Origin of the sequence: Brevundimonas sp. 2YAF1 (genome assembly GCF_052114745.1) — a bacterium.
Classification (GTDB): domain Bacteria; phylum Pseudomonadota; class Alphaproteobacteria; order Caulobacterales; family Caulobacteraceae; genus Brevundimonas.
On the sequence record NZ_JBFRFI010000001.1, the window covers coordinates 35,687 to 56,445 of the forward strand.

Here is a 20,759-nt window from a genome sequence, read left to right on the forward strand (position 1 = left end):
GAACTCGTCAGAAGAACGAGGTCGATGCGATGGTTCAGTCCTGTGGTCGCGATCAGAAACTGCGATAATATCCCAAGCGCCCATAGGCCTGAGCGCCGCGATTGTCGCCGTCGCTGAGGCCGACCGAGATCTGGAATTCCGACTGGTCGCCGATCTTGACGCCCAGAACGGGGCCGACGTGATAGGCGCTGTAGTTGGAATCCCCGTCGGCGCCGATCTCCATCCCCGCGCGCAGGCGGCCCGAGGAGCCGACCGTGTGGGTCAGGCTGGCCAGGGCGTCGTAGTCGTCGAGGCGGAAGCCGTAGGAGCCATACCATTCGACCCGCCAGGGGCCGGCCACGTGGCCGCCGTCCGTGCTGATCATCATTTCGCCCTGGCCGCCGTTGCGGCGGTTACCGGGATCGCCGGGGCTGAGGTCGGTGTCGACGTAGCGATAGCCCAGGCCGAGGCTGCCCCAGGTTGGGCCCGAGCCGAAGCGATAGATCAGTTCCGCCTGACCGCCGGTGAAGTCGGCGTCGATGGTTCTCGGCCCGCTGCGGTAATCGTAGCTGCCGGTATAGATCGCGCCGCGCAGGGCCAGGCCCTTGTGGTCGGCGGACCCCGGAAGACCCACCGTGGCTCCCGCATAGGCCGAATCCGCGACATCCAGTTTGCCGCCGGCGAAGACCGTCACGTCGCTCTGCGCCGCAGCGGTACCCGACCAGCCAGCCGCGCCGAGCGCGACCAGGGCGGCTGCGAGTGACGTTTTCGATGCGATGCGACGGGGGTGGTCGGTCATGAACGTTCCCTAACGAAAGTATCGAGCGCGTCGTGTTTTGGGCGACGCAGAGGAAGGCGCTTCAAATAGGCTGGATTATTTTGGTTAACACTTTCAGACGACCAATTTCCCCTGTGTCAGCTCGGCCAGGCTTTCCGCGCTGCGATCAACGGGGAGCTTGGTGCGGGACACCCAGGCGATCAGCTCTTCCATGCCCGTCTCCATGTCGCGCTCCGGCCTGAAGCCGAAGGTCTGTTCGATCTTGGAGATGTCGCCGAAGCAGTGCCGGATATCGCCGACGCGGTAGCGGTTCAGCACTTCCGGCGCGATGTTCTTTCCCAGTAATCGGGCCAGAATGGCGGCGATTTCATTGACCGAGATCGGGGTGCCGCTGCCGACGTTAAACACGTCCCAGGTCTCGCGGTCGCTGTCCAGAACGGTGGCGAAGGCCCGCGCCACGTCCTGGACGTGGACGAAGTCGCGCATCTGCCGGCCGTCCTCGAACACCAGAGGCGGCTGGTCGTTCAGCAGGCGCGCGATAAAGATGGCGGCGACCCCGGTGTAGGGATTGCTCAGCGCCTGACGCGAGCCGTAGGCGTTGAACAGGCGTAGCGCGACCGTCGGAATCTGCAGCGCCCGCCCGACCGCGAGGAACATCTCCTCATGGTCGCGCTTGTTCACGGCATAGATCGAATTGGGCTGCAGCAGCTTGTCTTCCGCCGTGGGGACGGGTTCCAGCGCCTCCCCGTCGATCATGATCTCCCACTGTCGCGCCTCCAACTGGGCGTGATGGCGGATGTCCGCCGTGACATGGGCGTGGGTCGAGGGGCGGATGTAGTCGCCTTCGCCATAGATCGACATCGAGGAGGCGACGGCGATGCGTTCGACCGTATGCGGCTTCTGCGACAGCGTCTCGAGCATGACGGCCGCCGCCATGACGTTGTTGCGCGTGTAGTCGACGATGTTGGTCATGCTCTGGCCGACGCCCACCGACGCCGCCAGATGCGCCAGATGGGTCACGCCTTCCAGCGCCGCCTCGAACACGCCCTCGTCCAGCAGGTCGCCCTTGATCCGGCGCGCGCGCCGATCAAGGTAGGTCGGCCAACCGTCAGCGTCCATCTCGCCATCGGCGTGGACCTGGGGCGACAGGCTGTCGAGGACGCTGACGCGATAGCCGCGCGCCAGCATGGCGTCGACCAGATGCGAGCCGATGAAGCCGGCCCCGCCCGTGATCAGGATGTGCTTGTCCATGATCGTCGTCCGCTCAGTGGTGGTGGCGAAGGACGCCGTACTGGTCCAGCTTGGACCGCACGAGCGCATTGTTGGCGTCGATCTTCTCGGTGCGCTGCCAGGCCTGTCCGCCGTCCGTCAGGTACATGAAGAAGCCCATCGTCAGCGGAATGATCCAGATGAACCACCAGATCATCAAGAATACCGGATTGACCATCAGCATGTAGCCGATGCGGTCGATCGTACGCTCCAGCACCAGGCCGGTGCGCGTCCATGTCCGCATGTAGAGACCGACGATCATGATCGTGAAGGCGATGATGTTGAACACCGACAGCACCACCAGCCACAGGGGCAGGTAGTTGTCGCCGGTGAAGAAGCGCCACGCCGCCCAGACGCCCAGCGGAATGCCCAGGGTGTTCACCCACAGCGACATGCAGGGCAGGAAGTTCGTCCAGGCGCGCAGGCGTTCGCCGAAGGTGAAGTCCATTTCCTTGAGGGGCGTGCCCAGGCTCTGGAAGAAGCCGGCGACCCAGCGCTTCCGTTGCGTGATGCCTTCGCCGAAGGTTTCGGGCACCTCCTCGATCAGGGAGTTGTCGATGATGCCCAGGGTCTTGCCGTTCTTCCAGAACCGCTCGCCGACCTCGGGGTCCTCGATGGCGATCCAGGGGTGGAAGCCGCCGAGAGCGATCAGGTCGTCGACTTTGAAGAATAGCCCCTTTCCCAGAACCCAGTAGGGCTGTTTCGGGTCCGACAGGTGGCCGTACTTGGCGCCGTCCCACGTCATGTGGTCGAAGGCGTGGAAGGCGGCGGCCAGGCTGGCGTTCAGGTTGCCGGCGATGTTGCGCGCCTGCAGCACGTCGAATTTCTGAAGGCCGATGGCCGCGGCCTTGAAATGGTCGGCCGGCGGGCAGCTGTCGGCGTCGATATAGTCGATGACGAGATTGGTCTTGTCGCGGTGCGTCGCGGCGACCTGATACAGGGCGTAGATCAGTTGCCGGGTCTTCTTGGGCGGCAGATCCTTGACGCCGGCCCGCTTGCCTCGGTGCCACCAATAGACCTTGGGGTTGGCGTCCCAGGCGTTCCACACCACGTCCCAGCGAGGGTCGACGGTCGGCGGCACCTCGAGAATCTCCACGAAGGGAAAGGCCCTGGTCAGGCGCTGAAGGCTGGCGATGGTTTCTGTGTCGTTCGCATTGGGAATGGCCACCACGCGATAGCGACTGCGCGGATAATCGAGCTTGGCCAGCGAGGTGAAGGTCGTCTCCATCGTGCGCTCCAACTCGCGGAGCACAGGATAGAGCAGGACGATGAAGGGAAGCTCCGCGTCCGCGGGCAGAGGGTCGTCCATGTCCACGCGCTGAACGCGCAGGGAGTGGAAATACATCTCCAGCAGGAAGCATCCCAGGTAAAGCAACTGGGATATGGCGAATAGCCATACGAGAATTATGGGAATGTTGTTTCCGTAGGTTTGCATCGAAAGGCCCGCCCAGAATTTCCGTGTTGGAGTGTCGTCTTTCCAGTGGCTTTTATCGTCGTCGTTCTGAACTCAGGATGCGAGTGCTCTTGTCGGTATCCGTCCGCTGTTACTCATTTCTTCTATGAAGTAAGCGATGGTTTTGGAAAGCCCGTCCTGCAGTTGCACCTGCGGGGACCAGTTCAGGCGAGCCAGCGCCCGCGAAATGTCCGGCTTGCGCCGACGGGGGTCGTCCACCGGAAGCGGACAATGGACGACCTTGGAACTGGAGCCGGCCATCGCGAGAATCTGTTCCGCCAGTTGGTTGACGGTGGTTTCGTTCGGGTTGCCGATGTTAATCGGGCCGTCGATGTCCGAATCCGCGTTCATCAGGCGTACGAAGCCTTCGACCAGGTCGTCGACGAAGCAGAAGGAGCGGCTCTGTTCGCCGCTGCCGTAGATCGTGATGTCCTCGCCCAGCAGCGCCTGGACGATGAAGTTGGACACCACGCGGCCGTCGTCGGGGTGCATGCGCGGGCCGTAGGTGTTGAAGATGCGTACGATCCTTGTCGTCAGCCCATGCTGGGCGCCGAAGTCCGTCACCAGGGTCTCGGCGAAGCGCTTGCCCTCGTCGTAGCAGGACCGGGGGCCGACCGTGTTGACGTTGCCCCAGTAATTCTCGGTTTGCGGGTGAATTTCAGGGTCGCCGTAGATCTCGGATGTCGATGCCTGGAAGAAACGCGCCTTGTCGGCGGCGGCCTTTTTCAAAAGATTGAGCGTTCCAAGCGAGCACGTCATCGCCGTTTTGACGCGATCGTTCTGATAATGAACCGGCGATGCTGGGCAGGCCAAATTGTAGATCTGGTCTATTTTTGGAAGCTCTTCTGGCAGAGGGTCGTTTATGTCGTGGTTTATTATTTTAAATCGACCCGAAGATTTCAAATGTTCTACGTTCTGAGGCCTTCCAGTATGGAAGTTATCGAGGCAAAAAACAGAGTGGCCATTTTCGATCAGACGGATGCACAAATGTGATCCAAGAAAGCCTGCGCCGCCGGCGACCATGATGTTCGCCGCAGATGGCTCGTTGAAGTTTTCATTGCGATTGTAGAAATGACTATTTTCAACCATCTCTCGCGACCCCAAGTGATCAACAATATAGTAATAGTTTATCTGTTTTCGACGACTTCATTCACCCGCCAAGCGAATTTTCAAAGAGTCAAAGCGGCACGTTAGGAATCTTTTAACCAACAGTGCGGACTTGGGTTCCGTTTGCATTTCGAGGCTCGACCGAGGTCGCTTTGCATGGAACTGGTCCGCGCGAGTGGATTTCGCCGGGCGTCGTCAGGCGTCAGGGCGCAGCCGGGGCGCGTCTGTAGAGAGGCTGCCGTCGAGCGGCGGTGGCGCCGACGGATGGTCTATTCCGACGCGTCGGTCCCCGCCAGCAGGGCCAGCAGCGCGAAGCTCGCCAGCCAGTGCTCGCCCATATAGTCGCCGGTCACATGGGGCAGGGCGGCCTTCAGATGCACCGCCGCCGCCTGTTTACCGACGGCGCGGCGGGGATCGCCCTCCGGCAGGGAGGCGACGATCTCGCGCCAGCACCAGCCGCGGCTCAGGTTCAACCCGTCCAGATGCGCGATCTTGCCGTCGGTGCGGTCGCTGACGCGGGCGGGTGTGAGCAAGGTCGCCGGCCGGCCTTCCGGCAAGCGCGGCAGGAAGGCGTCGAACCAGGTCTGGAAGTCGGGCGCGGGCAGGGCGCGCCGCATCAGCACCGCTTCCATCAGCGCCGGGGACAGGAACTCGTCCTGCGACGGCTCCCAAGCCTGGCAGTCGCGATCCTCGGCGTGCCAGCGCCGCGCGGCCTCGCGACACAGGGCGGCAAGGTCGGCGTCATGGGCGTCGGCGTAGTCCAGCGTCAGCCGCAGGGCGAAGGCGGTGTTGTAGTGCGTCCCGACCCGCACCGGATAATCCGCCAGCGGCAGGAAGGCCTTGAACCGTTCGGCGAAGACTTGTGCCAGGGGGCGCAGGGTCTTGGCCCAGCGGCGGCCTTCGTCGGTGTCATGGCGTTCCAATTCCGCCGCCAGCATCAGCAGCCAGGCCCACCCGTAGGGGCGCTCGAATCCGCGGGCCTCTGGCCGCGCCAGATAGGCGGCCTCGCCCGCGACGTTTTCCGGGGTGAACAGGTCGTCGGCCAGGGCGCGGATCTGCGCCGCCTCGGCCATCTGGGGATGCAGCCGATAGAGGGTGAACAGCATCCACCAGCCGTGGACGCAGGAATGCCAGTCGAAGCTGCCGAAGAAGATGGGGTGCATGTCGCGCGGCGTGCGAGCGTCCTGCGGCCCGGTGAGCACATGCATCACGTGGTTCGGATATTCTCGCGTCACATGGCCCAGGGCCGTGGCGGCGAAGCGGGCGGCGAGGGCGGCGTCGATCTGTTGCGTCATGATCCGAACCGGAAGGCGAGGAAGTACATCAGGAACATATTGGCCACCAGCATGACAGCCGCCGTGGGGATCTGGGCGCGGATGACTCCGTTCAAAGGCGAGTTGCGGTCGGGCAGTTCCAGCAGGTTGGCGGGCACGACATTGAAGTTGGCGGCCATGGGCGTCATCAGCGTCCCGCAGAATCCGGCCAGCATGCCGATGGCGCAGACGATGGACGGATCGCCGCCGAACTGATGCACCACGACGGGCAGGCCGATGGCGGCGGTCATGACGGGGAAGGCGGCGAAGGCGTTGCCCATGATGACGGTGAACAGGGCCATGCCGGCGCAATAGGCGAAGACGGCCAGGAAGGCCGAGGTCATGGGGATGACGCGCGCGATCAGATCGCCCACCACCTGACCCACGTCGGCGGCCAAGAAGACCGCGCCCAGCGAGGCCAGCATCTGCGGCAACAGGGCGGCCCAGCCGATGGAGTCCATCAGGCGACGGCCCTCCTGCACCGGGGCCATGACCGGGGGGCGGAACCAGATCATGGCCGCGACCAGGGCGACGACGCAGCCCAGTCCCAGCGAGATCAGGGTGGTCTGCACCGGCGAGATCAGCCAGGCCCCGGCGGGCGTGTGCTTGGCCAGCAGCGTCCCTCCGACCGCGACCAGCGGCACCATCAGGGCGGGCACGAACAGGGCGTTCTTCCAGCGGGCGGCGCTGGCCTGACGCTGTTCCGGCGAGGTGGTCGCGGGCTGGCCGACGCCCAGCTTGCCGGTCGCGCCGATGATGACGAGAGCGATGACCAGCAGCCCGTTGCCGAACCCGCCCAGCCAGGAACCGAACAACAGGGACAGGGCGATCAGCCCCCAGAACAGGGCGCTGCGGAACCGCGTCGGGTTCAGCGGATCGCGCAGGCTTAGGATGGAGAAGGCCGCGAACATCAGGCCGGTGGCGACATAGGCGTATTCCAGCGTGATCATCGACCGGCCTCCACGTCGTCTGCGACATCCGGAACGGCCATGTCCTTCTTCACCTGCCGGTCGAACATCAGCAGCCGCGCGCCGTGGACCAGCAAGGCGACGAGGGCGGTGGGGATAGCCCAGAGGGAGACGTGCAGCGCCTCGACGCGAATGCCCGCCTGCTCCAGGAAGCCGACGATCAGGACGATGGAGCCGATGGCGATGAAGATGTCCTCGCCGAAGAACAGTCCGATGTTGTCCGTGGCGGCGGCCATGCCGCGAATGCGGAAACGGGCCTTGTCGGTCAGGGGGCCGTACTCGCTCTCGGCCGCGCCCTCGGCCATGGGGGCGATCAGGGGGCGGACCATCTGCGGGTGTCCGCCCAGCGAGGTCAATCCGAGCGCGGACGTCGCCTGACGCGCCAGCAGGTAGATCAGCATCAGACGCCCGGCTGTCGCCGCCTTGACCTTGGTGACGAGGTCGCGCGCGCGCTCTTGCAGACCCGCCCGTTCCAGCAGGCCGATGATCGGCAGGACCAGCCAGGTGATATGGAAGTAGCGGTTGTCGTTGAAGGCCTGACCGAAGCGCGAGATCGTGTCGACCCCCGCGGTCAGCAGTCCCTGCGCGTCGACGCCCGGCCCGACCGCCGCCAGCACCCCGGTGGCGATCGCCGCGACCAGAATGACGACCAGCGGATTGATCCGGGCGACAAAGCCCGCGACCACGATCAATATTCCCAGAAGCACCAGCATGGTTCGTCCTCCCCGAACGAATGGTTGCGCGGTTCGGTCGGCTCAGGAAGCGTCTTTTGCGCCGAAGCCGCCGCCACCGGGCGTCTCGATGACGAAGACGTCGCCCGGTTCCATGGCGGCCTCGGCGGTCGCGCCCAGCGTCTCGACGCTTCCGTCGGTTCGCTCGACCTGGTTGACCCCAACCGCGCCCGGTTCGCCGCCGTCCACGCCGAAGGGCGGCACGCGCCGGTGGTTGGACAGGATGGCCGCCGTCATCGGCTCCAGGAACCGCATGCGCCGCACCGTCCCGTCGCCGCCATGCCAGCGCCCCGCGCCGCCCGAGCCGCGCCGGATCGAGAATTCTTCCAGCAGGACGGGGAAGCGGGTCTCCAGCACCTCGGGATCTGTCAGGCGGCTGTTGGTCATGTGGGTCTGGACTGCGCTGGTCCCGTCGAAACCTGGGCCTGCGCCGGACCCGCCGGCGATGGTTTCGTAATACTGACGCGTCTCGTCGCCGAAGGTGAAGTTGTTCATCGTCCCCTGGCTGGAGGCCAGGACGCCCAGGGCGCCATACAGCGCATCCACCACGGCCTGGCTGGTCTCGACGTTCCCCGCTACGACCGCCGCCGGATACCGCGGGTTCAGCATGGAGCCTTCCGGCACGATCAGTTCGATCGGCTTCAGACAGCCTTCGTTCAGAGGAATGGCGTCGTCCACCAGGGTGCGGAAGACATAGAGGGTCGCCGCCCGCGCGATCGACAGCGGGGCGTTGAAGTTGGTCGGCAGTTGGTCGCTGGTCCCGGTGAAGTTGACGACCGCGCTGCGGTTGGCGGCGTCCACGTCGATGCGGACGCGGATGACGGCGCCGTCGTCCATCTCATAGGCGAAGGCCCCCGGCTTCAGGGCGGCGATGGCGCGGCGGACGGCTTCTTCGGCATTGTCCTGAACGTGGCCCATGTAGGCGGCGACGACCGCGCGGCCGAACTCGCCGGTCATGCGCAGCAGTTCATCGGCGCCGCGCGTGCAGGCGGCGACCTGGGCCTTCAGGTCGGCCAGGTTCTGATCGACATTGCGCGACGGCCAGGGACCAGAGGCGAACAGGACCCGCGTCTCGGCCTCGCAAAGCCGTCCAGCGTCCACCAGCAAGAAGTCGTCGATCAGCACGCCTTCGTCGTCCACGGTGCGTGACGAGGCGGGCATGGAGCCCGGCGTGATCCCGCCCACATCGGCGTGGTGGCCGCGCGCCGCGACGAAGAAGGTCGGGGCGTCGCCTCCTTCTGCTTCCTTGCTGTCCAGAAACACCGGCATGATGACGGTGATGTCGGGCAGGTGGGTGCCGCCGTTGTAGGGGGCGTTCAGCATGTAGACGTCGCCACGCCTCATGCCGCGACCGTTGGCGGCTGTTCCGCGCGAGGTGATGACCGTGCGGATGCTCTCGCCCATCGACCCCAGATGCACCGGGATGTGCGGCGCATTGGCGATCAGGGCACCGCCCGCATCGAAGACGGCGCAGGAGAAGTCCAGCCGCTCCTTGATGTTCACCGAATAGGCGGTGGCGCGCAGGGCCTCGCCCATCTGTTCGGCGCAGGCCATGAAGCGGCTGTTGAACACCTCCAGCATGATCGGATCGACGTCGGTGCCGATGGCCGTGCGGGCGGGCAGGGCGACCACCCGTTCCAGCAGCAGGTTGGCCGCCGCGTCGACCGTGGCGCGCCAGCCCGGCTCGACGACGGTGGTGCCGGTGTCCTCCAGCAGGACGGCGGGGCCGTCGACGGCGACGCCGGGCGTCAGGGCGTCGCGGCGATAGACGGGCGTGTCGCGATCCTCGCCGGCCATGCGGACGGTCAGTTGCGCGGCGGCGCTCAGTTCGGCGGCGCTGGCCGCGAGCGGCGTTGTCGGGGCCTGATCCGAGCGTCCGACAGCCTCAACCTCCAGCGTCTCGACCACCAGTGCCTTGCCGTCAGCGAAGAAACCGAAACGGCGACGGTGCAGGGCCTCGAACGCTTCGGCCATGGCGGCGGCGGGGCCGAAGGGTACGGTCAGGGGCGTGTCGGACCCGGCGAACTTGATCTCGGCGCGGGCGAGGGTCGAGACGGCCTCGGATGCGAAGCCCTGCGCTTCCAGATCGGCGCGGGCCGCCTGGGCCAGTTCGGCGATGCGGTCGGCCAGCCCCGCATCCTGATCACTCGTGGCCGGCGCGGCGACCGTCGTCTGGCGGATGGCGCGCACCTCGGCCAGCCCCATGCCATAGGCCGACAGCACGCCCGCGAACGGGTGCAGCAGCACCCTGGTCATGCCCAGGGCGTCCGCTACCAGACAGGCGTGCTGTCCGCCCGCGCCGCCGAAGCAGTTCAGCACATAGCGGGTCACGTCATAGCCGCGCTGGATCGAGATCGAGCGGATCGCTTCGGCCATGTTCTGCACGGCGATGGTGACGAAACCCTCGGCCAGGGCACCCGGCGTTGTGGCTCGACCCGTCGCGTTCGCGACCTCAGCGGCCATGGCCTCGAACTTGGCTCGCACCGCCTCGGCGTCCAGCGGCTGATCGGCGTGGGGACCGAAGACGGCGGGGAAGAAGGCGGGGCTCAGCTTGCCCAGCATGACGTTGCAGTCGGTCACCGTCAGCGGCCCGCCGCGACGATAGGCGGCCGGTCCCGGCACGGCCCCGGCGGACTCCGGCCCGACCCGCAGCCGCCCGCCGTCGAAGCGGCAGATCGAGCCGCCGCCGGCAGCCACGGTGTGGATGCTCAGCATCGGCGCGCGCAGTCGCACACCCGCGACCACGGCGTCCGAGGTCCGCTCATAGTCTCCGGCGAAGTGGGATACGTCGGTCGAGGTGCCGCCCATGTCGAAGCCGATGACGCGGTCGAAGCCGGCGGATTTCGCCGTCTCGGCCATGGCGACCACGCCGCCCGCCGGTCCCGACAGGATGGCGTCCTTGCCCCGGAAGGCGTCGGCCGCCGTCAGTCCGCCCGACGACTGCATGAACTGCAGCGGCGTCGCCTCGCCCAGGTCGGCCCCGACCCGATACACATAGGCCCTCAGGATGGGCGACAGGTAGGCGTCGGCCACGGTCGTGTCGCCGCGCCCGATCAGCTTGATCAGCGCCCCGACCTCATGACTGACCGAAACCTGTTCGAACCCGACTTCGCGGGCGATCTCGGCCAGCCGCGTCTCATGGGCGGTGAAGCGCCAGCCGTGGACCAGGACGATGGCGATGGCCCGCAGCCCAGACGCATAGGCCGCTGCAAAGTCGGTCCGCGCCTTGGCCTCGTCCAGCGGGCGATCCAGCGCGCCGTCGGCGGTCACCCGCTCGTCGATCTCGGCCACGCGGTCATAGAGCTGATCGTTCAGAACGATATGCCGCACGAACAACTCGGGCCGCGCCTGCCAGCCGATCCGCAGCGCGTCGCCAAAGCCGGCGGTGATGGCCAGCAGGGTCGGCTCGCCCTTGCGTTCCAGCAGGGCGTTGGTCGCCACCGTGGTGCCCATCCGCACCTCATCGACCAGCCCCGCCGCCAGGGGTCCTGCGGGCGCGCCAAGGATGCGGCGAATGCCCTCGACGGCGGCGTCGGCGTACTGCTCGGGATTAACCGACAGCAGCTTGCCGGTCTGCAGCGCCCCGTCCGGCGCGCGCGCCACGATGTCCGTGAAGGTGCCGCCACGATCAATCCAGAAACGCCACGCCGTCATGTTCGCTCGTCCTGTCGATCGAAAGCCGCAGTCAGGCGGCCTGTGCGCCGTCGATAGCGGCGACCACGCCGTGAACGAGCGGCTCGAAGATATGCTCCGCCAGATGCCGCACGACCGGCGTCGCCACTCCGTCGCCGGTCAGGTGATAGGCGTCGCTGTATTGCCGGGGCAGGACATAGCTGTCCTTCAGCCCCATCAGACGCGCCGTCTCGCGGGCCGAGATCAGGCGCGAGCGGATGCGGCGGCCCTCGACCACCAGAATGACCTGGCGGCTGGAGCCCCCCGCCGGGGTGCGCAGACAGCCGGCCACGTCGTCGAAGCGGACCTCGGCGCGCTGGACCTTGGCGCCGGTCTCATCCACGCGGGTCCGGCGATAGACGCCGCCGACCATGCGCCGCCCGGCGCGCTTGGCCGCCGCAACCTTGGCCAGATGGACCGGCGACATCATGTCGAGCAGCTTTTTCGTCTCGAGCTGAGTGTGCCAGGCGACGCTGTCGGGCTTTTCTTCGATGATGTCGGCGAAGACAGCCATGCGCCGCTCGGGTGTCGGCACGTTCCACCACAGCAGGGGCTCGCGCACGGCCTCGGGCAGGTTCCCCACGGCGCGACGCAGGGCGCGGGTATGGAAGGGTTCGATGGGCTCAGGCGACAGCAGTTCGGGGGCGACCTCCACGTCGGCGTGGACGCCGATGATGAACAGGCGCGGGCGCGACTGGGGCACGAACCGGTCGGCGTTGATGACCAGGGCGCCGTAGCGATAGCCGGCCTCGGCGAAGGTGCGGCAGATGGCCTCGAAATCCTTGCCGCCATGGGACGTCAGCGCGCCACAGACGTTCTCGACCGCCACCATGCGGGGCGCGCGGCCGTCTGCGATCAGGCCGTGGATCAGCTTCCAGAAGGAATAGAAGGTGCCGGATCGCTCGCCGTCCAGCCCGGCCCCAGCGCCCGCCAGCGACAGGTCCTGACAGGGAAAGGAGCCCCAGATCAGATCGGCAGACCCCGGCAGCTGCGCCGCGTCCAGGGCGCGGATGTCGCCGACCGTCAGCTCGCCGCCCGTGCCCCAGTTAGCCTGATAGGAGAAGCCCTTCTTGGCGTCGAAATCATTGGCGAACAGGCAGGTCCAGTCCGGCCCGAGACCAGCGCGGACCATGCCGCCGCCGGCGAAGAACTCATAGAAGCTGGGGGCTGAGGGGGACGAATCGCGCATCCCGGCACTGTGACCCAGGCCGGCGTCCATTTCCACGCTCGCTCTTGACGCCAGCGGGCAGGGGACTACGAACCCCGGCCCCTCTCCCCGCAGGTTCTCCCATGACGTCCGCGACGCCCGCCACCATCGGCATCGACTTCGGCACGACCAATACGGTGGTGTCGCTGACCCATGGCGACGGCCCGGCGACCCTGGTGCGGTTCCAGGCGGACGAGAGGGACCTGTTCGCCTTCCGCTCGGCGCTGAGCTTCCAACTGCATGAGGCGCGCGACGGGGGCTCGCCCGAGCGGGTGATCGAGGCCGGGCCCTGGGCCATCGACGCCTATGTCGAGGACCCGCTGGACACCCGCTTCATCCAGTCGTTCAAGACCTTCGCCGCCAGCGCCGCCTTTACCGAGACGCGGATCGACAACCGCCGCTATCGTTTTGAAGATCTGCTCTCGGCCTTCCTGCTGCGGTTGAAGCACCATGCCGACGGGGCGATGGACGACCTGCCGCCGCGCATCATCGTCGGCCGTCCCGTGACCTTCGCCGGCGGCAATCCCAACGAGGCCCTGGCGCTGGAGCGTTATGAGGCGGCGTTCGCCCGTCTGGGCTTCACCGACATTCGCTACGCCTATGAGCCCGTCGGCGCGGCCTTCTTCTTTGCGCGCGAACTGAAACAGGACGCCAATGTCCTCGTCGCCGACTTCGGCGGCGGCACCAGCGACTTCTCCGTCGTGCGGTTCGAGCGGTCGGGCGGCGCCCTGCGCTCGACGCCGCTGGCGCGGTCGGGTGTCGGCGTGGCGGGCGACGCCTTCGACTATCGGATCATCGACCAGCTGGTCTCGCCAGAACTGGGCAAGGGCAGCCTGTACCGGGCCTTCGACAATCGTCTGCCGATCCCGCAACGCTACTACAGCGCCTTCGCGCGCTGGGACCAACTGGCCCTGCTGCGGGCGTCCAAGGACATGCGCGACATTCGCGGCCTGGCCTCGACGGCGCTGGAGCCCGAGAAGATCGCGCGCCTGATCGAGGTGCTGGACGACAACCACGGCTATGCCCTCTACCGCTCCGTCTCCGGCCTGAAGGAGGCCCTGTCGCGGGACGAGGAGGCGATCTTCTCCTTCCTCGCCGGATCGGTGCGGATCGAGAAGCCGGTCAAGCGCGCCGAGTTCGAGGGCTGGATCGCGCCGGAACTGCAGGCGATGGAGACCGCCGTGGACGAGGCCATGGCCCAGTCCGGCCTGGAGGGGGCGCAGATCGACCGCGTCTTCCTGACCGGCGGCACCTCCTTCGTGCCGGCGGTGCGCGACATCTTCATCCGCCGCTTCGGCGCTGACCGTATCGAGACCGGCGGCGAGTTCGAATCCATCGCCTCGGGCCTGGCCCTGATCGGGCGCGAGCCTGATCTGGACCTGTGGAGCGAGCGGGCCGGGGTCGCGGCGGCGGCTTGATCCCCGCTCGGGAACCTTCGATTGCGGGCGTGAGTTTCGGCAAGCCGGGGCGGCGCTGACCGCATCGAAAGGCGTGAGATGAGCATCTTCGAAACGATCGTCGCGACGGTCGAGGAACTGGCCGCCGCGACCGGAGATAGCAGCACCCGCCACATCGTCGTGAGCGGCGCACTGACCGACGCGCCCTCGATCACCCTGTCGCCGGGACAGTCGCTGCGCGGGGACGACGGGCGCGCGTCGATCACCTTTGCTGACGGCGCCGACGGGCTGCGGCTGACCACCGGCAACCGGGTGCACGACATTCGCCTGACCGTCGCGCCGGATCGGCGGGCGATCTTCAACGACACCTCCGTCTTCAGCCTGGGCCGGATCGAACTGCACGGCGTCACCACCATCGGTCGGGTGCAGATCCTGGCGCGTGACAAGGTGCGCGGCGGCCATGTCGAGGTGCATGATCTGGACATCATCGCCGCCGATGCGCGGGCCGAAACCGACCGGCCGCACGGTTACGGCGTCTATGTCCTGCAGGGCGCCTTCACCCTGTGGAACATGCAGGTCGACAAGGAGGCCGTGGTCAGCGCCGATCTGGTCGGCATCTCGGTGGGCCGCAACGGCGCCCCGGTGCGCGGCAGCGGCGTCTTCGTCAGCGGGGCCGGCGATACCGGCGGGCGTCTGGCGGTCAGCCGGCTGGAGACCAATGCCGTCTATAGCGACGGCGGCATCGCCCCCGGCACGCCGGATCAGATCACCGGCGGCGTCTTCACCGTCTATGGCGCGCACGTCGATCTGGTTCGGAATCGCGGCCCGGTCGTGACCTATGGCGTCAACGACATGGTTCTGGACAACTGGGGCGTGGTCGATCGCTGGATCGCCGACGACAAGATCACCTCCTACGGCCCCAGCGGCATAGGCTTCGTCAATTTCGGCACGGTGCACGAACTGAGGGTCAATGCGACGATCGAGACCTTTGGTCAGGGCGCGCGGGGCTTCAACGTCTATACGGGGACAGTCGGCTCGGCCGAGTTCGACCGGGTCGTGACCCGCGCGGACGGGGCGGTCGGCATCCAGATCAGCCAGCCGATCGGCCGACTTCTGGTGCGGCGCGGCATCGAGACCTTTGGCGGAACCGGCCCCTCCCTGGTCAAGGGCGTGGTGGTGACGCTGTCGGCCATCGCCCTGAGTATCAAACCCGGCGGCTCGGCCCGCGAGATCGACATCGCCGGCGGACTGAAAACCCACGGCGCCGGCGTCGCCCCCATCGAACAGCACGGGTCCATCGACAGCCTGCGCATCTCCGGCGGGATGGTTGCAGCGGGCGGCGGTTTCGACAAGATTTAGCCGGTTAGATCAGTCCCGGTCCGGCGCGCCCAGCGGGAAGTAGGCGCGATAGGGGCGGGCTTCGTCCACCGCCCGCGTTACGGACGGGCGGGCCAGCAGTCGAGCGCGATAGGCCCTCAGCGTTTCGAACCGCGCGTCGATGCGATGCGACCAGTCGGCATAGAAGAGGGCCGGCGCCGCCGCGCAGTCGGCCAGGCCGAAGCCGTGATCCGTGGCCCATTCCCGCCCCGCTAGTCGGCCGTCCAGCCAGGCGTAGGTCGTTTCCAGCAGCCGCTTCGCCTCGGCCACGCCGTAGGGATCGCGGTCGGCCTCGGGCCGCAGGACGTCGGCCACCAGCTTCTGCTGCGGCGTCGAGACATAGTTATCGAACACCCGGTCCATCATCCGCACCTCGACGGCGGCGGCGGGATCGTCAGGGATCAGGCGGACCGGGCCGGGGTGAAGCACGGCCAGATGCTCGATGATCGACGTGGCCTCGAACACGCTCTGCTTCCCGTCCTGCAGCACCGGAAACTTCCCGATCGGCCACAAGGCCGCCAACTCGGCGAAGGACGCCTCGTCCTCCAGCAGTCTGAACTGGAACGGCGTGTCGTTCTCATAAAGGGCGATCAGCGCCTTCTGGCAGTAGGACGAAAAGGGGTGGGCGTAGAGCTTCATGCGCGTGTCCTTCCAAACCTTGTTGCTCGTCTGCAGACGTTCAAAATGTCCGCCGGGGGTGGGGAGCGGACATCGCGGGTTCACAGAGCGGCCCCGGCTGTCGCCAAAGGAACCGGTTTTCAAAGTCTGCTGGTCGCTTAACCCATCGGACGCCGGTGGACGTAGAGGCGCGGCAGGCCATCGAAAGGTTGGCTCTTTCGAAATACACTGTTACCGAAAACCTCGCCCTCAATCTCCTGGAGAATACCGGTGCAGTCATTTCGTGGCGGCCTCAATCCATCTGCGCGCCTTAATGACGATTTGACACCCGCTCAGAGTGCCGCGGCGGGCGGCGTTTTTTGCAGGGAGACGCTGAACTTAGGAACTGGTCCAAACACCCTGCGGATGCAGGTTATGCTGCCCAGGCAGGCCGGGCGTCAGTTTATAAGCCTCACAGCCGTGTCTGAAACAGGAGAAATTTTAGCTCAGGCGACATTGGATACTTCTGAGCCGGAGGCCGCGTCCAAAGCGGATGCCATGACTCTCACCTTCTCTTTAAGTGAGGCGGCTAGCATCTTTCTGGAAGGTGAAGCCTCGGCTTACGCCCGAATGACGCATCTTCGTTTCATCACTCAAGCCCCCGTGCAACGTTACGAAGGGAACGAGGCGCTCTTCCGGTTTTTCCCGCAGTTTGATCTCGACGAGATGGTGCCCAAGTCGGTCATCTTTGGCACGACGGCAGTCTGTAACGCCAACTGCTTCCATTGCCCGACAAACAAGGCCTATTCAAAAACCCAGGCCAAAGGCTTCATGGACATGGCCTTGTTTGAAAGGATCGTCGACGAGCTGGCCGAGATGGGTTTCAGCGGCGGCGTGGTGTTCGGATTATTCGGCGATCCTCTTTCAGATCCATTATTCCTTGAGCGCATGCGGCTCGTGCGTAGGCGCTTGCCAAGGGCCATCATCTGCCCGTCGACAAATGCCGGCGTCTATGAGTCCGACAAACACAGAGAGGCTTTATCCTACGCTGACGACGTGGTCGTTCACGTCGAAGGCGTGACCTCTGAAGTCTATAATGCCTCGATGCGTCCACTTAAGCTGGCGCGGACGGCTCCTCGGGTGGAACAGCTTATCGAAGACCGGAGAGGCAAGCCGGTTCGAATCATCTCGCCGGTGCACAAGCGCAATCTGCACGAGATGGCCGCTCTAAGAGATCTGTGGGAGGGGCGTGGAGCGGGCTCCACATTCTACTCCTATCTGATGAATCGGGGCGGTCAGGCCGACGCCTTCGAAGATGCGGCGCTCGCGCCCGTTGCTACAGGTTGCTCGCCGACCATTCTGGCGGATCTCGTCATCGACTGGGACGGGACTGTGGTCACTTGCTGCCAAGATTTCCACCGCCGAACAATTATCGGGGATCTGACCAAGGAAAGTGTTCGTGAAGTCCTGTCTAACGCTGGAAGACAGAGAGCAGCAGATATTCTTAACAATAAGCGCTGGAACGAGATCGAGACCTGCGCATCCTGTAAAAACGATTGCGAGACTTCCATTCTCTCGCTCGTCTCCGAGCGCTTGAAAGAGAGCGACGCTCGCCGTGCTTTCACACCGCGGGAATTTCAGGCTCGTGGCTTGGTGGACGCAAGCCCTGACATTTTTCGCGTGAAGGCGCGTCGGTCGTGGCTGAAGTTGTTGCGAGCGCCATTCACATCGGGCCCCAAGGCGACGGTATTTGGGCCATACAAACCCCTCTACCCGGGGCGATACTGCCTCACCTTCGACATTTCCAAACTCAGGGGCGAACCCCGTTCCCGGCTGGTCCTTGAAGTAGTTTCGCCCTCTGGCACCCTGGCAGTTCGCCGGTTTGCTAGACCGACAGACGGTCAGCCTTTCACGATCAGTTTCGACGTACCGGCTTACGTGCCGCTTGAGTTCCGGGTCCGGGCGCGTGGCCTCGACCTCGAATTCCGCGGGGCGTCCTCGATCAGGATCAAGGGATGACGTCCCTACCGGCGCGAAGGGCTGGCAGAGCCCGTTGACTGTTGCGCGGTTCGTCTGTGGCGTTGGAGGTCAGCTTTGGGTCGCGTCCGGCCCACTTTAGCGCCGTAGAGCAGACATCGAGCTCGACGGCTGGAAGCGGGCGTTTAGAAGGTCGGTCCGGGGTGGTTAGCGGTCGTTCCACGATCCGGCCTGGATTGCATCAATCAAGCTGGCGAGAGTCAGGCTGCGAAAGGTACGTTTCCCCCCGCCATTCGCGGAAATCCCGCACGATATCGAAACCGGGGTCGTACACTTCGCCCGGACCGTAGCGACGTAAGTCCATTTGACTGAAGTCTGTCCCGTAGGGCGCTCTTATACCCTCGACAGCTTCAGCAAAATCTTCGCCGGCGAGCCCTAGATCATAGAACAGTTCGGTGGCCTCGGTGATGGGCTCTGCCTCGGACATCGTAACTCTGCGCAAGACGCCAACGGCGTGCTCAAAAATGACCTCCCTGGACTGTGCGTTTTGGGCCATGAGGGAAGGAGAGCATACGCTGCCAGCGTCCGCCATGGGGGGCGCTGCGGATATTCGCTTCAAGCCAGACAGCGGAATTTGACCCCTCCGTCTCCCGATGTCAGATCGCGGCCCTCGGCAAAGCGAGGGAGCGCCGCATGACCATCACCCTTCACGGCATCAAGGCCTGCGACACGATGAAGAAGGCCCGCGTCTGGCTGGATGAGAACGGCGTCGATTACGCCTTCCACGACTACAAGGTCTCCGGCGCGAACCGGGCTGATCTGGAGCGGTGGATCGACGCGCATGGCTGGGAGACGGTGCTGAACCGGGCCGGGACCACCTTCCGCAAGCTGCCCGAGGCGGATCGTCAGGAGATCGACGTCGACAAGGCGATCGCCCTGATGCTGGCCCAGCCGTCGATGATCAAGCGGCCAGTGCTGGACCTGGGCGACGGCCGGACGCTGGTGGGATTCAAGCCTGAACGCTACGCGGAAGTCTTCGGCTAATCCTCGACCCCGGTCGCGGGGCGGTCGTGGCCGTCGGCGCGTTCGGTGATCCACTGGCCCGAAGCGTCCTCGTATTCGATCCATGAGGTGCGGTCGGGCACCTGCTGCTCGCGTGAAACGGCGACGGCGGCCGCGCGCGCGGCGTCGTGTGTGGCGAAGGTCTCCGAGAAGCTGTCGCCCAGCTTGTAGGCCCAGCCGCCGTCGTGGGGAACGATGCGATAGGTGATCTGGGTCATGAGAAGCCCTGTCCGTTGAAAGCCCGCCAGACGCTTGACCCGCGGCGGCGCGCTGTCGAGTCACGCTGTGGTGACGCGGGCCGCGCCTTACAAAGAGTTCATGCGCGATCCTGCATCTGATCGGGCCGATCATCGCCTCTTGTGATCAGAAGGCCGCAGCGTCACGCTCGGCTCCACTGTTCAATAAGGGGCGAAACCCATGCGCGGACTCGAAGTTCTCATTCCTCTGGCGCCGTTCATCATGATCATCGCGATCGTGGTCGTGCCGGCCTGGCTCAAGAGCAAGGAGCGCAAGGAGATGCAGGCGACCCTGCGCGCCGCGATCGAAAAGGGTCAGCCGTTGCCGCCCGAGGTCATCGATTCGCTGAGCAAGGACAATATCAAGCCGCCCGCGACCGCCGCCCGCGACCTGCGTGTCGGCGTCATCCTGCTGGCCGTCAGCGTGGGCATCGCCATCCTCGGCTATGCGATCAGCTTTGCCGACATGGACGCCTTCTATCCGATCAGCGGCGTCGCCGCGATCCCGGGCATGATCGGTCTGGCCTTCATCGTCCTGAGCTTCTTCAACAAGAACAAGGGCTGAGGGCGGCGGGGAGGGGAGACCGTCATGGCCAAGGCTTTGCGCGATCTGCACGACGTCGAACTCGCCGCCCTGTCGGCGGCGGGCGGGCGGCGCGAGTTCGGGGAACTGGTGCGTCGCCACAGCCCGGCGGTGCGCGGTCTGCTGCGTCGGATGGGGGCGCAACCCGCCCTGGCCGACGACGTGGCCCAGGACGCCTTTCTGCTGGCGTTCGAGAAATGCGCCGAGTTTCGGGGCGAGGGGACGTTCGGCGCCTGGATCAAGCGCATCGCGGCGCGACTGTATCTGAAACGTCGCTCGAAGGACGCCCGCTATGTGGCCGAGGTCGAGAATGACGAGATCGCGCCCAACGTCGACAGCGCCGGTCGCATGGATCTGGACGAGGCGATGAAGGGGCTGACCGAACCGGAGCGGCTGTGCGTCTCCCTGTGCCATGGCGCAGGCCTCTCTCATCCCGAAATCGCGGCCGCCATTAATTTGCCGCTTGGAACGGTGAAATCTCATGTCAAGCGTGGTCTGGATAAACTTCGGGCCCGGCTCCAGCCGGAACCGGTTGCTCACGGGAGCGCGTCCCATGTCGGTTGACGAGTTCGACCCTGTCATCGAGCGCTTGTTCGCGCGCGCGCCGGCCCTTGCCGATTCGGCTCAGTTCGAGGCGGGAGTGGCGGCGAAACTGTCCAGGACCTCGCGGTTCAGGACGGCGGCCCTGTCGGTCGCGGGCCTGGTCGGCGGCGTCATCGCCGTTCGCGAGGTTCTCAGCGTCGATTTCAATCTCGCGGCGCCGTCCTCGCCGGCGGCGGCCCAGACCGCTGCGCATGGGCTGTCCATGGCCGGGGTGGACGGCGGTCTGGCCATACAGTCCTTGATGGATCGGCTCGGCCTGACGGGCATGGACCTGGGTTCCATGGGCGGAATGCAGCTGTTCTGGGCCACGGCCGGGGTGCTGGTCGCCCTGCTGGCGGCGGGCGTCGTGAAACTGTCTCAGGAAATCTGACCGCCGTTTTCCTGCCGAAGTCGCGACCTACTGCTGCAAAAAGCCGGTCGCGGCGTAACGCCTGCGTTGCGGGCGCGACG

19 protein-coding genes are annotated in these 20,759 nt (G+C 65.6%); 7 read left to right on the top strand and 12 right to left on the bottom strand.

Features of this window, described 5'->3' with window-relative positions:
* Positions 1-52: 52 nt before the first annotated feature.
* From bcsS to AB4Y68_RS00195, 9 genes are all read right to left on the bottom strand, one after another.
* Positions 53-778: a cellulose biosynthesis protein BcsS gene (gene bcsS, locus AB4Y68_RS00155; RefSeq protein WP_441452973.1), complete on the bottom strand. Its 726-nt coding sequence runs from the start codon at positions 776-778 to the stop codon at positions 53-55.
* Between the two features lie 93 nt (positions 779-871).
* Positions 872-2,008 (bottom strand): NAD-dependent epimerase/dehydratase family protein, encoded by a 1,137-nt coding sequence (locus AB4Y68_RS00160; RefSeq protein ID WP_441452974.1) that lies wholly within the window; start codon positions 2,006-2,008, stop codon positions 872-874.
* 13 nt (positions 2,009-2,021) lie between these two features.
* Entirely contained in the window at positions 2,022-3,371 is a 1,350-nt protein-coding gene (locus AB4Y68_RS00165; protein ID WP_441452976.1) for a glycosyltransferase family 2 protein, read from the bottom strand.
* Between the two features lie 162 nt (positions 3,372-3,533).
* Positions 3,534-4,502 (bottom strand): UDP-glucuronic acid decarboxylase family protein, encoded by a 969-nt coding sequence (locus tag AB4Y68_RS00170; protein ID WP_441453793.1) that lies wholly within the window; start codon positions 4,500-4,502, stop codon positions 3,534-3,536.
* Between the two features lie 353 nt (positions 4,503-4,855).
* Positions 4,856-5,881 carry a DUF2891 domain-containing protein gene (locus AB4Y68_RS00175; RefSeq protein ID WP_441452978.1) on the bottom strand — a complete coding sequence of 342 codons (1,026 nt, stop codon included), beginning with the start codon at positions 5,879-5,881 and terminating at the stop codon, positions 4,856-4,858.
* Positions 5,878-6,849, bottom strand: coding sequence for a DUF979 domain-containing protein (locus AB4Y68_RS00180; protein WP_441452979.1), 972 nt, complete (start codon positions 6,847-6,849; stop codon positions 5,878-5,880). The genes AB4Y68_RS00175 and AB4Y68_RS00180 overlap by 4 nt, the downstream gene beginning before the upstream one ends.
* The gene (locus AB4Y68_RS00185) at positions 6,846-7,580 is read right to left on the bottom strand and encodes a DUF969 domain-containing protein (RefSeq protein WP_441452981.1); all 735 of its coding nucleotides are present in this window, start codon (positions 7,578-7,580) and stop codon (positions 6,846-6,848) included. Before AB4Y68_RS00185 ends, AB4Y68_RS00180 begins: the two co-directional genes overlap by 4 nt.
* 42 nt (positions 7,581-7,622) lie before the next feature.
* Positions 7,623-11,252 (bottom strand): hydantoinase B/oxoprolinase family protein, encoded by a 3,630-nt coding sequence (locus tag AB4Y68_RS00190; protein ID WP_441452983.1) that lies wholly within the window; start codon positions 11,250-11,252, stop codon positions 7,623-7,625.
* A gap of 31 nt (positions 11,253-11,283) precedes the next feature.
* Positions 11,284-12,459 (bottom strand): DNA cytosine methyltransferase, encoded by a 1,176-nt coding sequence (locus AB4Y68_RS00195; protein WP_441452984.1) that lies wholly within the window; start codon positions 12,457-12,459, stop codon positions 11,284-11,286.
* 101 nt (positions 12,460-12,560) lie between these two features.
* Here AB4Y68_RS00195 and AB4Y68_RS00200 point away from each other — a divergent pair, with 101 nt between their 5' ends.
* Together AB4Y68_RS00200 and AB4Y68_RS00205 are read left to right on the top strand one after the other, a co-directional pair.
* Positions 12,561-13,895: an Hsp70 family protein gene (locus tag AB4Y68_RS00200; RefSeq protein WP_441452985.1), complete on the top strand. Its 1,335-nt coding sequence runs from the start codon at positions 12,561-12,563 to the stop codon at positions 13,893-13,895.
* A gap of 78 nt (positions 13,896-13,973) precedes the next feature.
* Entirely contained in the window at positions 13,974-15,233 is a 1,260-nt protein-coding gene (locus tag AB4Y68_RS00205) for a hypothetical protein (RefSeq protein WP_441452987.1), read from the top strand.
* 9 nt (positions 15,234-15,242) lie between these two features.
* Here AB4Y68_RS00205 and AB4Y68_RS00210 read toward each other — a convergent pair whose 3' ends face one another.
* Positions 15,243-15,890: a glutathione S-transferase family protein gene (locus AB4Y68_RS00210; protein WP_441452989.1), complete on the bottom strand. Its 648-nt coding sequence runs from the start codon at positions 15,888-15,890 to the stop codon at positions 15,243-15,245.
* Between the two features lie 249 nt (positions 15,891-16,139).
* Between AB4Y68_RS00210 and AB4Y68_RS00215 the strand changes: the two genes are divergently transcribed.
* Entirely contained in the window at positions 16,140-17,867 is a 1,728-nt protein-coding gene (locus AB4Y68_RS00215; RefSeq protein ID WP_441452990.1) for a radical SAM/SPASM domain-containing protein, read from the top strand.
* A gap of 199 nt (positions 17,868-18,066) precedes the next feature.
* Here AB4Y68_RS00215 and AB4Y68_RS00220 read toward each other — a convergent pair whose 3' ends face one another.
* Positions 18,067-18,312, bottom strand: a complete 246-nt coding sequence (locus AB4Y68_RS00220; RefSeq protein ID WP_441452992.1) for a hypothetical protein — start codon at positions 18,310-18,312, stop codon at positions 18,067-18,069.
* A gap of 206 nt (positions 18,313-18,518) precedes the next feature.
* Between AB4Y68_RS00220 and AB4Y68_RS00225 the strand changes: the two genes are divergently transcribed.
* Positions 18,519-18,869, top strand: a complete 351-nt coding sequence (locus AB4Y68_RS00225; protein WP_441452993.1) for an ArsC family reductase — start codon at positions 18,519-18,521, stop codon at positions 18,867-18,869.
* Here AB4Y68_RS00225 and AB4Y68_RS00230 read toward each other — a convergent pair.
* Entirely contained in the window at positions 18,866-19,105 is a 240-nt protein-coding gene (locus AB4Y68_RS00230; RefSeq protein WP_441452995.1) for a DUF2188 domain-containing protein, read from the bottom strand. The genes AB4Y68_RS00225 and AB4Y68_RS00230 overlap by 4 nt on opposite strands.
* 199 nt (positions 19,106-19,304) lie before the next feature.
* Here AB4Y68_RS00230 and AB4Y68_RS00235 point away from each other — a divergent pair, with 199 nt between their 5' ends.
* The 3 genes from AB4Y68_RS00235 to AB4Y68_RS00245 are packed head-to-tail and all read left to right on the top strand — an operon-like array spanning position 19,305 to position 20,679.
* Entirely contained in the window at positions 19,305-19,688 is a 384-nt protein-coding gene (locus AB4Y68_RS00235) for a DUF6249 domain-containing protein (protein ID WP_441452997.1), read from the top strand.
* A 24-nt stretch (positions 19,689-19,712) separates the two neighbouring features.
* Positions 19,713-20,270, top strand: a complete 558-nt coding sequence (locus tag AB4Y68_RS00240) for an RNA polymerase sigma factor (RefSeq protein ID WP_441452999.1) — start codon at positions 19,713-19,715, stop codon at positions 20,268-20,270.
* Entirely contained in the window at positions 20,260-20,679 is a 420-nt protein-coding gene (locus tag AB4Y68_RS00245; protein WP_441453000.1) for a hypothetical protein, read from the top strand. Before AB4Y68_RS00240 ends, AB4Y68_RS00245 begins: the two co-directional genes overlap by 11 nt.
* Positions 20,680-20,759: the final 80 nt, after the last annotated feature.